Origin of the sequence: Bathymodiolus thermophilus thioautotrophic gill symbiont (assembly GCF_003711265.1) — a bacterium.
In the GTDB taxonomy this organism is placed as follows: Bacteria; Pseudomonadota; Gammaproteobacteria; order PS1; family Pseudothioglobaceae; genus Thiodubiliella.
In genome coordinates, this window is record NZ_CP024634.1 from 1,992,987 (window position 1) to 2,008,219 (window position 15,233).

A 15,233-nucleotide genomic window follows, 5' to 3' on the forward strand; every position below is an offset into this window, starting at 1 on the left:
AAAATATTAGATTACTAATGCTAACAATTATTATAACAAAAATGTGGAAATTAACACAGAAAACCTTGGTGTGTACATTTACCTAGAGACCTTTGCTAAATATGGATGATTAGCAAAATTCAATTTTTGCCCACTTGGTAATTTTCTTAAACCTTGTCCTAGCGGGGCTAAGGCTGGGTTTAAGAAAATTACCAAGTGGGTGAAAAGTGGATTCTTAATGATTATTCATATTTATGCAAAGGTCTCACTTATAATAAATAAAAAAATATTTTATATTTAATGCCTTTTTTACACATGTTATCAATTGTCCTTGACGCCCTATGTTGATACACTTTTTTTATTCTGACAAAGGTAAATATATTAATGGCGTCTCACTCCTAAATTGCACCTAAGGATGAGAAATTTATACAATCATGATGCTTGAGTTAAATAAATCCTACATAGGACTTGTTTAAACAATTTGCCACTCTCCTTCTCATTCCAAATAACAATATTTTCAATTTCTGCTTTTTGCAAGATATACCCTTTATCTTGTTGTTTTCTTATCTTATTGCCCATAGACTTTGACAAGCGAGAAATTTGATGCCCATTTTTCATAATGTTAAAGTAAAAATTATTCTTCTTTACTTGCACTTCTTCTCCAGTTACAGGTAAAACTTTGTCAATGCCATTTTTACTGTAATCATTGCTTAAGGCCACATCTTCTAAGCCTACTGACAGGATAATTGTTTTAAGTTCTTTAAGGGCGTCATTGCAAATATCATGTTCAATAAAATTATTAAAAAATGGTAATTTAGAGTGGATGTATAAATTATTTTTTGCCCTAGTAATGGCAACATAAGCCAAGCGTTTATCAACTTCTTTATCATGACTGAAAAAATCTTTATTAACGCAAAAATAAACATCATTCCACTCCTTACCTTTGGCTTTGTGTATAGTCGAAACAACAACTTTGGTTTGACTTTGCTCGAATTCATCAAATTCAATTTCAGATAAATATCGTCCAAAGATGTTAATAAAATGCACTTGACTTTTTTTAATTTCCGCCTGATATTCTTCTTCAAACCTATCCAACACTTGATTTTTTAGCAAATTATTTGTCGATTGTTGATATTTTATATCTGAATATTTTCGACTTTTTTCAAAATTTTTGGTGTCTTTCCAGTCTTGTAAAAAGTCGTGTAATTCAAGTAAGTTGCCTAATGAAAACCCATGATTTTTAATAATATAATGCGCTTTTATCCCATGGGAAACCAATAGTGAATAGATGGACAAAACTTCGTCATTATTTCTTACTAAAATGGCAATATTATTAGATTCATTTTTCTGAATGCTGGCTAATATATTGTCGTAATAATTACTAGGTTCATAATAAGTCAGGGAAACACTTCCTGATAGCCTTTTATGTGCCTGCAATGGTTTATCTTTTAGACGGGTGACAATCGTATTGCTAAACTGAGTAAAAAAATCTACAATAGTAGTGCCACTTCTATAATTGGTCAACAGTTGATATTGAGAAAACTTAACCCCTATTTGTTCGCTAGAAAAATATTGCCCAAATTCTTGAATGTATCTTATATCTGCCTTATCTTCACCAAAGTTTTTAATACACTGGTCATCATCGCCTACCGCAATAATTTTCTTGTCCTTGTCATCTCCCATTTGTTCGTAAATAGCCTTAATAAAACAATAACTTTGTTCGCCCACATCCTGATACTCATCAATTACCAGCATATTGAAAAAAGGTATAGAAATGTGTTTATCGTTAAGCAATTCTGTGGCTCTTGCTAATACTTGTCTCAAAGCATTATCATCGTCAATATTTTTTCCTAATAATAAAATAGCAAAGGCGTGAAAAGTATAAATTTTCACCTGATAAACTTGATTGCCAATCAATTTTTTTAATTTTTCTCTAAAGTCAGCGACTGCGACGCGTGAATGTGCTAACATTAAAAAATACTCTGGCTTATTGTTTTCAATGGTAATAAGAGAGGCTATTTTATGCACTAAAGTTTTGGTCTTTCCGCTACCTGGTCCAGCCAAAACCATGATGGAGTTAGAGTCTTTATCGTCAAAAATTTGCTTTTGTTCTTCATTTAAATCATGCAATATTTGTTTATATTTTTCTTCAGTAACAGGGCGTTGTATTATGGCATTCTTAAACTTGTAAGTCCGCTTAAAATTCCCGTATTCCATAGAAAAATAATCTTTAACAAAAAGTTTGGTATTTTCCCACCCTTCTTGTAATAATTTTTCTAAAAAAGCAATTTGAATATGAATTGCCTCAATTTTTAATTCATAATAATGTTGCAAACTGTCTTTATAGTCGGACTTATAATAAGGCGTTTGCTCTTCTATTTTGTCCTGTTTTTTTAAATCTAAAGTTTGATAATAAATCAAACGACCTCGACGCAGTTCAAAACTCTTTAACATATCATGTAAATACACAAAAGTATGGTGATATACCTCTAGCGTCAACTTATTAGAAGAATAACTTGCTTTTAACTGATTGCTTGAAAATTCGACTTCTTTTCCCTTGTTATTACCCCCTATCTTTTGCAACAATTCAGTAATAATGAAATCGGATAACTTTTTTCTTGCCTCTATTAACCTTTTCAACCTATCCAAATTTTTGCATTCAAAAACACAAAAGTCTTTTTTAAATGTTGCCAACAAATCATTCCTATCTACCTTAGACAAAAGCACCCAACTTTGAATAATTTGCTTAAACAAAGACACCTGATTATCGCCCTCTTTGTTTAATAATCGCAAATTAATGCTCTTTTCATACTCTTGACTTTCCTTAAACGCTTCAAACACCCTTTCCTCTATCTCAAAATGTTTTTCAAACTCTTTTTCAACCGATTTTTTAATAAAAACACTAATATCATTTTCAAATTTCAGCAGCCCGTCTTTCTGCAACTGATACAAAACTTCAAACATTTCTTTTTTCTTAACGCCAACAATATCAGACAAATCATCCACTTCAATCACATCAAGTTTAGAACGCTGAATAACATTTTGCATGACCAAAATCATAGATTGATAAAGTTTTTTATAGGGCTCTTGTTCTTTTTTTGGATCTAAAATTTCATGCACATGGGGCATGCCTTGTTTTTCTTTACTCTGGTTAATTGAGGTTGCAAATATTTTGTACCCATCTCTGCCTCGTTTAATAATTTTATGCTTTTCTAACTCTAATAACGCTGTTTTAATAATCACATCATAATCAACTTTACTGTCTTCAGTATCTACGCCCATTTGTCTGGCAATATCTTTAGGGGATAAATAAAGTTGCTTGTTTTCATGTTTTTTAAGTGCCCTAATAATGCGTTTAATTTCACTAAAATCAACTTTTGAACGGTTAAGCTGGGTAAATGAGCGATCAAAATCATCTTTAGAATATAGGACAAAACATTGTGCCTTTATATCTTCACTACGCGCACCTCGTCCTGATTCTTGCAAATAAGACTCTAGGCTGTCAGACTGTTGATAATGAATAATAGTTTGAATATTGGCCTTATCAATTCCCATACCAAAAGCAGTTGTTGCAATCACAATATCAATCTTATCGTTGATAAAATCTGCCAATATCTCGCTTTTCCCTCTAGCGTTTTCATCTCTTTTATTGTCTTCCTTGTCCTCGTCAAGTTTGGCGTAAAAAGGTTCTATTGTTAAATCTAATAAATGTAAGCGCTCATCTTCTTGTAAGTTTTGACATAATTCTTTACATTGTTTGGCATTTTGAGGAATATAAATAATGGTAGGATTTTTTCCATTTTCATCTCTTTTTAAATCTTCTAAAATTTTAACAAGTTCCTCGTATTTAGATTTTTTATCCTCCACTCTTATGACTTTATATATCAAATTATAACGCTCAACAGAAGAGATAAACTCATTTAAAGTAACGCCTAACTCCTTTTTGAAATATTTTTTAATATCTTCAACCACTTCTGGCTTAGCGGTCGCTGTAAAACAAGACACAGGTATGGTCGGCTGAAATGCAGACTGTTCCAATTCTTTAATAGTTGTTGCTATAAAATGATAATCATGCCTAAAGTCATGCCCCCATGAAGAAAAACAATGTGCTTCATCAATAATAAAGCGTTCAATAATTCTATGCTTCAATGCCTTAAAAATTGTATTAGAACGCAATGATTCTGGTGCTAAATATAAGATATCAACTGCACCATTTTCCACTTCAACAATGGCATTTTTTCGCTCTAAAGGTGTTAAGTACCCGCTAATAGCAATAACTTTAAAATTGTTGTTATTGCGTTTAAAACTATCTACTTGGTCTTTCATTAAAGCCTGAAGTGGAGATATGACCACACTTAAACCTTTGTATGCCTTTGCCTTGATTAAGGCAGGAATTTGAAAAGTCAGTGTTTTTCCGCCACCTGTTGGCAAAATAGCCAACAAGGATTCTGAGCCAATAGAACTCTTGATAATATCCTCTTGGGATATTTTGCCGTTATCCAGTTTATCCTCAAACAAATCGCCAGTGCCATTGGCAATATTTTTATCAAATGCTCTAAACTCACCAATACCAAACTCAGCTATGGAAAACTGATGAATATCGACCACTTTTTCATTAAAAACCAATTGCTTTAGCAATCTTACAATATCAGGGTGCCTATTCAAAATAACGGGCGAAATTGACCCTTTATCTCCAAATAATAAATAAGCAACAATAAAGGCAAGTTCGATTGGATAGTGACTCTCAATATCTAAATATTGCACCCTATCAGATTTAATTAAATGCTTAATTTGCTGATAAATATCAACCGTTTTTCTGGTCATGCTTTTATAAGAAAAAAATCCAGAAAAATACTCGCTATTTTCGAGTAAATAGCAAAATAATTTTTGCTGTTTTTCATCTAATGCATCAAAGTCTTGGTTTAATTTTTCAAATAGTATTTTGGTTTGTTCTGCATCAATTAGAGGGTAATTCTCAATATTAATCAAGTTATCTTTATAAGGTTTATTTAACTTGTGTGTGCTTTTGTTTGGAAACAAGAGCATTGACAAATATAAAGTATCAATAATTTTAGTTTGCTGAAAAACCTGGTTAAAATTAGTTTTTTCTAAAAAATGCTTGTCATGATCAACGAAATTATGTCCGCAAATAAAATGAATATTTTCAAGTAAACAAATCTCTTTTATTTTACTTACTGATGTCTCATCAACATTTGATTGTTCAGATAAATACCCTAGTCTGTCTATTTTGTTGCTGGTTGTTCCAACCTCGATATCTAAAAATGCAATCTGATTAAACACCTAATAACTGTGTTTATCAGTAGGGAAATCTCTATTTTTAACTGCTTGAATAAAATCTTTAGTGGCGGACTGAATGCTGCTATTTGTTAAAAAGTTTTTAACGAATTTTGGTGGGTTTTGGGTGATGCCGAGCATATCGTAACTTACTAATACTTGTCCATCGCAATCAACGCCTGCGCCGATGCCGATGATGGGGATGGTTAGGGATTGGGATATTTGTTTGCCTAATTTGGCGGGGACGCATTCAATGACGATGGTTTTTACACCCCAGTTTTCAAGGGCTTTGGCGTCGGTTAGGATGCGTTCGGCGCTGTGTTGGTCTCGGCCTTGGACTTTGTAGCCGCCTATTTTTAATACCGATTGTGGTTGTAATCCTAGGTGTCCACAGACGGGAATGTTGTGGTTTTGTAAGAGTTTGAAGCATGCTTCGAACTCACGACCACCTTCAAATTTGACCATATCTGCGCCTGCGTTGATTAGGCGTTGGGCGTTTGCTAGGGTTTGTGCGGCGGTGGTGTAACTTTGATAGGGCATATCGGCGATTAGTAGGGCTTTGTTGGTGTTTTTTGCGGTTGCTTGGGTGTGGTAAATCATATCGTCCATACTAACGCCGAGTGTGTTTTTGTCGCCTTGAATGACATTGCCTAGTGAGTCGCCTACTAAGATAATATCAATATTGCATTCATCGAATAATTGGGCAAATGAGGCGTCATAAGCGGTTAAACAGGTGATTTTTTCGCCTGATTGTTTTAGGGTTTTTAGGTCATTAATGTTCATAATTTTTTCAATCCTGAAATGTCTAATTTATCAATCAAATCTTGTACATTGCCTAAAATTGGCACCTTTAAATCGGGTTCAATTTCTGCTAATGGTACGAGTACAAATGCTCTGTTCATCATTTCTGGGTGGGGAATGATGAGCTGTTTTGAGGCAACTACTTGCACGCCGTAAATGATAATGTCTAAATCGATTGTTCTTGCGCCCCATTTTTTCTCACGCACACGGTGCTGTTTTACTTCAATGGCTTGGCAAACATATAATAATTCTAGTGCTGTTAAATGTGTATCCACTTGGCACATGGCGTTAATATAATCGGGCTGTTTTGAACCGTCGATGGGTGGTGATTGGTAGAGGCTTGATAGTGCTACCACCTTCACATCCTGAGTGTCGTTTAGTGCAATTAATGCATTTTTAATTTGTTGTTTTGGGTTGTTTAGGTTTGACCCCAGTCCGATATATGCCAGCATAATCTTTATGTTTGTTTAGTTGAATGATGAACTAGATTGCAAAATAATATGCCATCAGTCATTATAATTTTAGCCATTATACTGTTTTGGGGCTTTGCATAAATACGATTAATCGTCAAAAATTTACTTTTTATCTGCTTGGTATTTTTTAAAACCTGTCTTGATGTTGTTAAAATGAATATACTCAACTGGAGAAAAGTGGATTTTGACGATTGTTCATATTTGTGTAAAAGTTTTATTTATTGATATATACTGTGAGGCTTTTGTATAAATATGGATGATTAGCAAAATTCAATTTTTGCTAAATGGGTATTTTTTATTCAATTTTTTCCTAGTGGGGCTGAGGGGAGTTAAAAAATGGCTAAGTGGATTTTTGATGATTATTTACACAAAGGTCTCACTTTTTTTAAAATAGATTTGTGGAGGCTAGCGTTGCCACAAATAGTATGAAAAAAAATATTAGCGCTTATGTGGATTTAAGGCTAATACAAATACAGGATTTAGCGGTTAAAAAGCATGGTATTTAATTATTGGATAAACGGTATAACAAAGAGGTTTTTAAAGTGATAAATTATCTGAATTGGCTGGTTGTCTTTTTCTTAGGCCTGAGTATTGGCAGTTTTTTAAATGTGATTATTTATCGCTTACCTCTTGCGATTAAAGGCGAAGATATTAGCCTAATTCATCCAAACAGATCTTTTTGCCCAACCTGTAAACATCAATTATCTTGGTACGATTTAATACCTGTTTTCAGTTATGCTATTCAGTATGCCAAATGCAGATACTGTCAAGCAAACATAGCCAAGCAATATCCAATCATTGAATTAACTGCCGGCATATTGAGCGTGTTAATCGTTTATCAATGGGGCTTTACACTACAAAGTGTTTATTTGCTGGCTTTGGCTTATGGCTTGCTCACTTTGTTTGTTATTGATGTTATGCACCAATTATTGCCCGATATAATCACTTTGCCTTTATTATGGCTAGGGCTTTTATACAGCATTAGTTACAAAGAGGCGGAAAGTGCCATTATAGGTGCCATTGTTGGGTATTTATTTTTGTGGGGGATTTATTGGGGATTTAAGCTTATTCGCAATAAAGAAGGCATGGGTTATGGCGATTTTAAACTTACTGCTGCTTTGGGTGCTTGGCTTGGTTGGCAAGCGTTAGATCAATTGCTGTTAATATCCTCAATACTTAGTATTGCATTTGTCTTATTAAGCAAACAATCCAAACATAAGAAAATCGCTTTTGGCCCTTTTTTGATATTAGCAACTGTTTTCATTATGATAACAAATCACTGATTCAAATGCCTTCTTAATATAATAAGAGTGATTGGCAATCATTCAATTTTTTGTCCTTTTAAGGGGTTCAATCTAATTGGAGACCTGCATTAGACATAAATACTAACTAAAAGTCCAACTTTCACTCAGTTGTATTTTTTTTAAACCTTATTCTCGCAGCAAGAAAGGAACGGCTGCAAGTCATTCTCTACGATTGAGTTTACTTTTCTGCAAGGACTGTTGCTGGGAAAAATTGTCAGATAGAGAGGGGTATTTGACGATTATTCATGTTTATACAAAGGTCTTTGCAATGTCAAATAAAAAATTTAGAACCAAGTTTATGTTAAAATATTGCATTGCTTTCATTTGGCAAAAAGAAGCATAAATTTACTACCAATCCTTGCTATCATAATATTTACATTTTTTAGGTTAAACACTGAGGACATTGTGCTATATGTTTAAAATATCCCAATTATTGTTATTATCTTTATTTGTATTTATCGCTAGTTGTAAAAGTGCTAGCGAAAATCCTGTTATGCTAGCGGGAGATAATCCTATGAGAATTGCAGTAGGCACCCCCTATGTTGAACCAGGTCTCATCTTTGGCGTTAACGAAACAAACCTACCTATAATTGACGATTCAGCACTTGATATCAATATAGCAGGCACTTATTCAGTTGTATATACTTATACAAAATCAAATAACTCAAAAATAATACTAAGAAGAGTGGTAATAGTCGGCGATGACGCTATTATCGCTGGAGAGGAAGATCCACTTTATAAATATCAATGGCATTTGCACAATACCAAGCAAAAGAATTTTGCACAAGAGCCAGGTGTTGCAGGCGAAGATATTAATATTAATGGAATCGTTACAAAGGATGAATTCAATGGTGAAGGTATTTTAATTGCTGTAGTAGATACAGGTCTAGAAATTAATCATATGGATTTAAAAAATAATATCGTTCCAGGTGGGTCTAGAGAGTTTACCGAAGGGAGGAATTACCTTACTTCTAATATTTCCCCTTCAAGGCATGGCACCAGTGTTGCTGGCATTATTGCTGCTGAAGGCTGGAATGGCGTGGGTGGCAGAGGTGTTGCGCCAAAGGCCAAAATGATTGGATTCAATTTGTTGAAAAATCAAAATATCGCAAATTTTATCTCTGCATTAGGCGGTGCTGACTTTTCAAAAGAGGTTGATATATTTAATCAAAGTTACAGCACAAATACCAATCATGTCATACACAGTTATCCAGAGATAGAAGCTCAATATAAATTTGGCACTTTGGGTAAGGGAAACATGCCTGCCTTGCGTGAAGGCAAAGGGGCAATTTATGTTAAAGCGGCAGGCAATGGCTTTTCATCAATTAAAGATAGCGACAACAACGATATTTCAGAATGCATTGCCAGTAAGCGACACCAATTAAGTTGTAAAAATACCAATATGGATCCAAAAAACACCTTACCTTACAATATTGTCGTGGGTGCAATCAATGCAAAAGGTAAAAAAAGTAGTTACTCCTCCGCTGGCTCAAGTATTTGGATAAGTGCACCCGGTGGAGAATATGGGGTAACAAATCCAGCAATTTTAACCACTGACCAATCTGGTTGTAACCAGGGTTACTCAGCAAGTAGTGGCAGTAGTAATTGCAACTACACTTTTAAATTTAACGGCACTTCAAGTGCTGCACCTATAGTGAGCGGTGCAATTGCCGTTATACTCAATGTCAACCCTAAGCTGACTTGGCGTGATATCAAATATATTCTAGCAGAAACTGCCGAACAAGTAGATCCTGAGGCAATGGACACCACCATTACAATTAACAGTGAAAATGATTATATCGCCGAATCAAAATGGATAACCAACAAGGCCGAAAGGGGCTCAAAAGGAGGATATAAGTTTCATAACTACTATGGATTCGGACGAATTGATATAGACAGAGCAGTAAAATTTACTCAAAATTATACCATTCCTGATACTCCTGCTCCTTGGGTAGAAAAAGAATGGGTGCATAGCAACGCTATTAATCAACCCATACCTAATAGCGATAAAAATGGGCTCAAGCGTATATTACCCATAGGTATGGCCGATAATCTAACTATTGAAGCGGTGCAAATTAATCTTAATGTTGAACATACTTATGCAGGAGAATTGTCCATTGAACTCACCTCCCCTTTGGGAACAAAAAGTATATTGTTAAATGCCCACAACGGTTTTGAACGCACTTCATGCCCTGTAAATGATTCGAATATAGATAATTCAGATAAAGATTGCTACAAAGACAGAAACTTAGTAGATTTGAAATTACTCTCTAACGCTTTTTATGGTGAAAAATCTCAGGGAAACTGGATACTCAAAATTGTTGATGTCGTAAACTTAGAAGGCGCAACAGAAAGAAATGAGAGCACTGAAAATCCCAAAAGAACAGTGCACACGGGTAAACTTATAAATTGGTCCATTAAAATATTTGGGCATGAGCGTTAAAAAAAGGAGGGCAACATGCGTATATTCAATAAACACCTAATACTTTCATTATCTTTGCTAATTGCGATTAACATCAATGCTTTAACATTAGATAGGGGCGTCAATAGCGTCATACAAAATGACAATGAAGCAATTGGTTTTTCTGTTGCTGGGGATAAATATTGGTTGATTCAAGAAGGCTATGCAACAACTGACGAAGCCACTTGCCCATCTTCAAAAAAAATGGGTTATTATCAAATCGTTATCAGCGGATGCCCAAAACCAAATAATGCCAAAGAAATTGCCGTCAATGAAAGGACGGGAAATATTGCCGTTCTCACAGGACAATTAATCATTAAATTAAAAACATTTAACAATCAAACGCTGACAGCATTAGAAAACGAATACAATTTAACCATCAATAATAAATTTCCACATTTAGACCTTGTATTTGCCACTACCAATAAGGTTGTTACTGCAAGCAAAGAGGTTGCTGAACATGACAATGTTAGTAGTGTCAAAATAGATTTAATAAAATATATGTTGACATTAAATTAACTCTGTAATTGCCGTAGGAAAATGTTATGCCATTTTGAGACCTCTGCATTAGACATAAATATTAACAAAACAACTTTCACTCATTTTTAAAAAAATAGCAAAAAAAAAGTTAGCAATAAATTGAAGTGCCGATGCGTTTACCCGCTTGTAAATGAGTTAGCACATTGTCAATTTTACCTGAGGCAATAATGGTATTGGTGTTAGTCTTAGCGGCAGTTTTAGCGGCCAAAACTTTGGTATACATACCGCCAGACCCTAACGACCCACCCGTTCTGCCAGCAACTTTTTCCAGTTTTTCATCGTTTACATGGATTTCATCAATTAACTTAGCATTGGGATTTTGGCGTGGGTCGGCATCATATACGCCCCCTTGGTCGGTTAAGATAATCAGTTGATCTGCTCCCACTAAATTTGCCACAAGTGCCGCCAAAGTATCGTTATCGCCTAATTTAATTTCATCCGTGGCAACGGTGTCATTTTCATTAACAATCGGTACAATGTTTAATGCTATTAGATGGTTTAAGGTAGCACTAACATTTTCGCTCTGCTTGAGATTGGCAAAATCATCATGAATTAACAACACTTGTGCGGTGTGAATATCGTGTTTAGAAAATAAAGATTCATAAGTTTGCACCAAACCCATTTGCCCAACGGCAGCAGCAGCCTGTAGTTGGTGAATGTTGTTTGGTCGAGTTGTCCAACCTAGGCGTTGCATACCTTCGGCAATCGCCCCACTGGACACCAACACCACATCAATATTCTGATGCTTAAGTTCGCTGATTTGTGCCACCCATGCGGCAATGGCAATTTTATCCAAGCCTTTGCCATCATTCGTTAGTAACGCAGAACCTATCTTAATTACCCATCTTTTATTCATCATTTAGTGATTTTATTAACGCAAACAGTCCTTCGATTAAATCCTTACAGCCCAAGCCATTTAAGGCAGAAATATGGAACACTTCACCTTGGTATTTAATCGCCTTTACAATATCAGCAGTAATCTTTGCTCGCTCATCTTCTGGCAATAAATCCATTTTGTTAATTGCCAATAACCGAGGTTTGCTTGCTAATTCTTGGTCATATTTTGCCAATTCATTTTCAATGATTAAGAAATTTTTCACCGGATCTGAGCCATCAGCAGGCATCACATCTACTATATGTAATAATGCCTTGGCACGAGACAAATGTTTTAAAAATTCAAACCCCAAACCCACACCTTCACTAGCATCCTCAATCAATCCGGGGATGTCTGCCATAACAATATGTTCGTCATAATAAGACACCACACCCAAAGACGGATGCAAGGTGGTAAATGGGTAATCTGCCACCTTGGGTCTGGCACTAGAAATTTGGCGAATTAAACTTGATTTGCCTGCATTTGGCATACCGAGCAAGCCAATGTCTGCCATTACGCTCATTTCTAAACCAATTTCACGCACCTCACCCGGCGAACCCGGTGTGGTTTTTCGTGGTGCACGATTGATACTGGATTTAAATCGTGTGTTGCCTAAACCGTGAAAACCGCCTTTGGCAACCAACATAACTTGCTCGTGTGTAATCATCTCGCCAATTAATTCATCGGTTTCTAAATCATACACCTTAGTGCCTAACGGGATCTCAACAGTTAAATGTTGTGCCGATTTTCCTCTTTTATTTTGACCTGACCCAGGTTGTCCATTTTTAGCTCTAAACAGGCGGTTAAAACGAAATTCACTCAGCGTGTTTAATCCCTCCTGCCCACGAAAATAAATATGTCCACCGTCGCCACCGTCGCCACCGTCAGGCCCGCCATCGGGAATATATTTTTCTCGACGAAAACCCAAACATCCTGCACCACCTTTGCCAGCTTCAATACGAATACTAGCAGAATCTACAAACTTCATAAAAAACCATTAAAATACAATGAATGAAATTATACCATCCATAAATGAATCAAACCCTATACAACCTAATTGGATATTTATTATTACCCATTATGCTATTACGCTTATTTTTTAAAGGCTTAACAACGCCTGCTTACGGCAAAAGAATCGGTGAACGACTGGGGTTTGTCAGTAGCATTCCTGAGGGTGTTATTTGGGTGCATTGTGTTTCAGTAGGGGAATTTAGAGCGGCAACTGTATTGATTGATGCGCTAATAAAGCAATATCCACAGTATCAAATACTGATTACCAGTACAACGCCCACTGGTTCACAGGCCATCCAAGACACTTATCAAAAAAAAGTGCTACATTACTATTTTCCTTTTGATTTACCGTTAATTGTGAATCGTTATGTTAAAAAAATCAATCCAAAAATCTGTATTTTGTTAGAAACGGAAATTTGGCCGAGTTTGTTTTACACTTTACACAAAAACAAAATTCCAAGTTTACTGGTAAATGCCAGGCTTTCTCCTCGCTCACTAGAAAGATACCAAAAATTTGCACCAAAATTGGCAAAAAAAACGCTAAACAAACTCAATGTCATTGCCACACAAAGCCAAAACTCTGCCCAGCGTTTTATCAAACTCGGTGCAAACAAAGACAAAGTTATGATGGCAGGCAATATCAAATTTGAACTAAACCCTACTGTAAACAAAGCCATCTCCAAGCAACTCAATGACTTAGTAGGCAAGCGTAAAGTGGTGGTTTTTGCCAGCACCCACAAAGGCGAGGAAGTGCAAATCATTGAAGCCTACGCCAAACAAAAAAACAAAATTGACGCCCTACTCATCATCATCCCCCGACACCCTGAACGCTTCAATGAAGTTTACAAACTTGCACAAAAAAACAAAATTAACATTATCAACCGTTCCGACAATCAAGTTTGCACCCACTGTGACATACTTTTAGGTGATTCCATGGGTGAAATGATGAATTATTTTGATGTTGCTAATGTGGTTTTTATGGGTGGTAGTTTAGTCAAAACAGGGGGGCACAATATGCTTGAACCTGCCGCCCTCGCCAAGCCCATCCTCTTCGGCACCCATGTCTTTAACTTCGCCGAAATATCAACCGATTTACTCAATCAAAATGCGGCTATTCAAGTGCAAAATGCCGATGAACTGTTTGTCAAAATTGCCCTTTTATTAACCCACGAAGAAACTGCCCAATCCCTAGGAAATAACGCTCAACAATACCTCCAATCCAAACAAGGTGCGACCAGCAAACTTATGCAAAAAATTACTTCATACCATTTTCAAAAATAAAATGAACAATATATTGCTAACACTTAGGCGATTATAAGTGCCATATTATTCATCTTGAGACCTTTGCATAACTAAAGAAATTTTAGCGTAAATGCTTGTTAATAAAATCTGCTGTTCTTTGATTGGCATCTTTGGTTGCCAAATCATCAGCAAATGTTCTGGATTGCATTCTAAAATCAAATCCCCTGCCCACACCCGGATAGACAATCAACTCTGCTGGTACGCCATTATTTTTTAAAATATCAATACCCAAAAAAATGGGGCGCATTCTTTGGTATTGCTCATGCTCGCCGATAAAAACCAGCGTTGGCACTTTAAGTTGATTAAGTTGCGATGCATATTGATACACTTGCTCAACTTCGGGTGCATTTGGGTCTTGCCAATGTGGATAATACGACACATAGCATGCCACCTTGTTTATTTGCCGATTGTGCGTTACTAAAGCCTTAAGCGTCATATAACCGCCACGAGTGTGTGAAACAACGCACGCTTTATCACTGCTAATATCAGTGCGTTGTAATAGCACATCAATACCTTTGGCAACATGCTTGTCGTAAATTTCATTGTGCTGAATTGGCATGGGCGATTGCATATAAGTGCCATACATATCAGGGGCAAGCACAATAAAGCCACGCGCTGCTAAACGCTTTACCCGTGGTAAAACCAAATCATCAAGCCCTCGACGACCATGTTGAAACAACACGGCTGGATATTTACCTGGCTTGATTGGCTTAAACACATAGCCTTCAACAGTTACACCGTCATCGTTATAAGTGATTTCTTCGGTGGTAACTTGATAATTTTTTGGCGTAGGCAATTGCCCTTGCTGCCACCATGCATCGTTCCACCATGATTTGTCTTGGTCTTGCGGGTAGTTAATTTCAATCCAAGGTTTTGACGGATGCACACCTGCAAAAGCCATATTGACAAATAATAACGAAACCAATAAATAAATAATTTTTTCCATACGATTGATTATAATGATTAAATGGATTGTTGCAATGAAAAAATAGACAAAAAACTGCTGTGTTATTGTTTTAACATTAGTGAGCACGCTTATTTCGAAGCCTTAAAACAAAACAAAGCACATATTTTAAAAGAATTCGTGGTTTTTCAAACGAAGCACAATTATTGTCATTGCAAAAATCTTAACCCTTCAAAACAATGCTGTTTGAAAGATTTTAAAGCACTAGAAAAAGCAAAAAGACCAATCC

At 35.8% G+C, this 15,233-nt stretch carries 10 protein-coding genes; 4 read left to right on the top strand and 6 right to left on the bottom strand.

Annotated features, from left to right (window positions below):
• Positions 1 to 411 precede the first annotated feature (411 nt).
• The 3 genes from MS2017_RS07005 to folK are packed head-to-tail and all read right to left on the bottom strand — an operon-like array spanning position 412 to position 6,527.
• Positions 412 to 5,280 (bottom strand): RecQ family ATP-dependent DNA helicase, encoded by a 4,869-nt coding sequence (locus MS2017_RS07005; protein WP_122951744.1) that lies wholly within the window; start codon positions 5,278 to 5,280, stop codon positions 412 to 414.
• Complete coding sequence (panB, locus tag MS2017_RS07010) at positions 5,281 to 6,057, bottom strand: 3-methyl-2-oxobutanoate hydroxymethyltransferase (RefSeq protein ID WP_122951745.1); 777 nt, start codon at positions 6,055 to 6,057, stop codon at positions 5,281 to 5,283. It lies immediately after the preceding gene.
• On the bottom strand, positions 6,054 to 6,527 hold the full coding sequence (folK, locus tag MS2017_RS07015; protein WP_071563711.1) for a 2-amino-4-hydroxy-6-hydroxymethyldihydropteridine diphosphokinase: 474 nt from the start codon (positions 6,525 to 6,527) through the stop codon (positions 6,054 to 6,056). Before folK ends, panB begins: the two co-directional genes overlap by 4 nt.
• A 563-nt stretch (positions 6,528 to 7,090) precedes the next feature.
• Here folK and MS2017_RS07020 point away from each other — a divergent pair.
• The 3 genes from MS2017_RS07020 (at position 7,091) to MS2017_RS07030 (ending at position 10,832) form a co-directional block, all read left to right on the top strand.
• Positions 7,091 to 7,831 (top strand): prepilin peptidase, encoded by a 741-nt coding sequence (locus tag MS2017_RS07020; RefSeq protein ID WP_122952236.1) that lies wholly within the window; start codon positions 7,091 to 7,093, stop codon positions 7,829 to 7,831.
• A gap of 433 nt (positions 7,832 to 8,264) precedes the next feature.
• Positions 8,265 to 10,295, top strand: coding sequence for a S8 family serine peptidase (locus MS2017_RS07025; RefSeq protein WP_122951746.1), 2,031 nt, complete (start codon positions 8,265 to 8,267; stop codon positions 10,293 to 10,295).
• 15 nt (positions 10,296 to 10,310) lie between these two features.
• Positions 10,311 to 10,832: a hypothetical protein gene (locus MS2017_RS07030; RefSeq protein WP_122951747.1), complete on the top strand. Its 522-nt coding sequence runs from the start codon at positions 10,311 to 10,313 to the stop codon at positions 10,830 to 10,832.
• A 109-nt stretch (positions 10,833 to 10,941) separates the two neighbouring features.
• Here MS2017_RS07030 and proB read toward each other — a convergent pair whose 3' ends face one another.
• Together proB and cgtA are read right to left on the bottom strand one after the other, a co-directional pair.
• Positions 10,942 to 11,712 carry a glutamate 5-kinase gene (gene proB, locus MS2017_RS07035; RefSeq protein ID WP_071563708.1) on the bottom strand — a complete coding sequence of 257 codons (771 nt, stop codon included), beginning with the start codon at positions 11,710 to 11,712 and terminating at the stop codon, positions 10,942 to 10,944.
• On the bottom strand, positions 11,702 to 12,715 hold the full coding sequence (cgtA, locus tag MS2017_RS07040) for an Obg family GTPase CgtA (RefSeq protein ID WP_071563707.1): 1,014 nt from the start codon (positions 12,713 to 12,715) through the stop codon (positions 11,702 to 11,704). Before cgtA ends, proB begins: the two co-directional genes overlap by 11 nt.
• A 44-nt stretch (positions 12,716 to 12,759) precedes the next feature.
• Between cgtA and waaA the strand changes: the two genes are divergently transcribed.
• Positions 12,760 to 14,019 (top strand): lipid IV(A) 3-deoxy-D-manno-octulosonic acid transferase, encoded by a 1,260-nt coding sequence (gene waaA, locus MS2017_RS07045; RefSeq protein WP_122951748.1) that lies wholly within the window; start codon positions 12,760 to 12,762, stop codon positions 14,017 to 14,019.
• Positions 14,020 to 14,101: 82 nt separating this feature from the next.
• On the opposite strand, the gene MS2017_RS07050 is transcribed toward waaA, so the two are convergent.
• Positions 14,102 to 14,986: a dienelactone hydrolase family protein gene (locus MS2017_RS07050; RefSeq protein ID WP_098008826.1), complete on the bottom strand. Its 885-nt coding sequence runs from the start codon at positions 14,984 to 14,986 to the stop codon at positions 14,102 to 14,104.
• Positions 14,987 to 15,233: the final 247 nt, after the last annotated feature.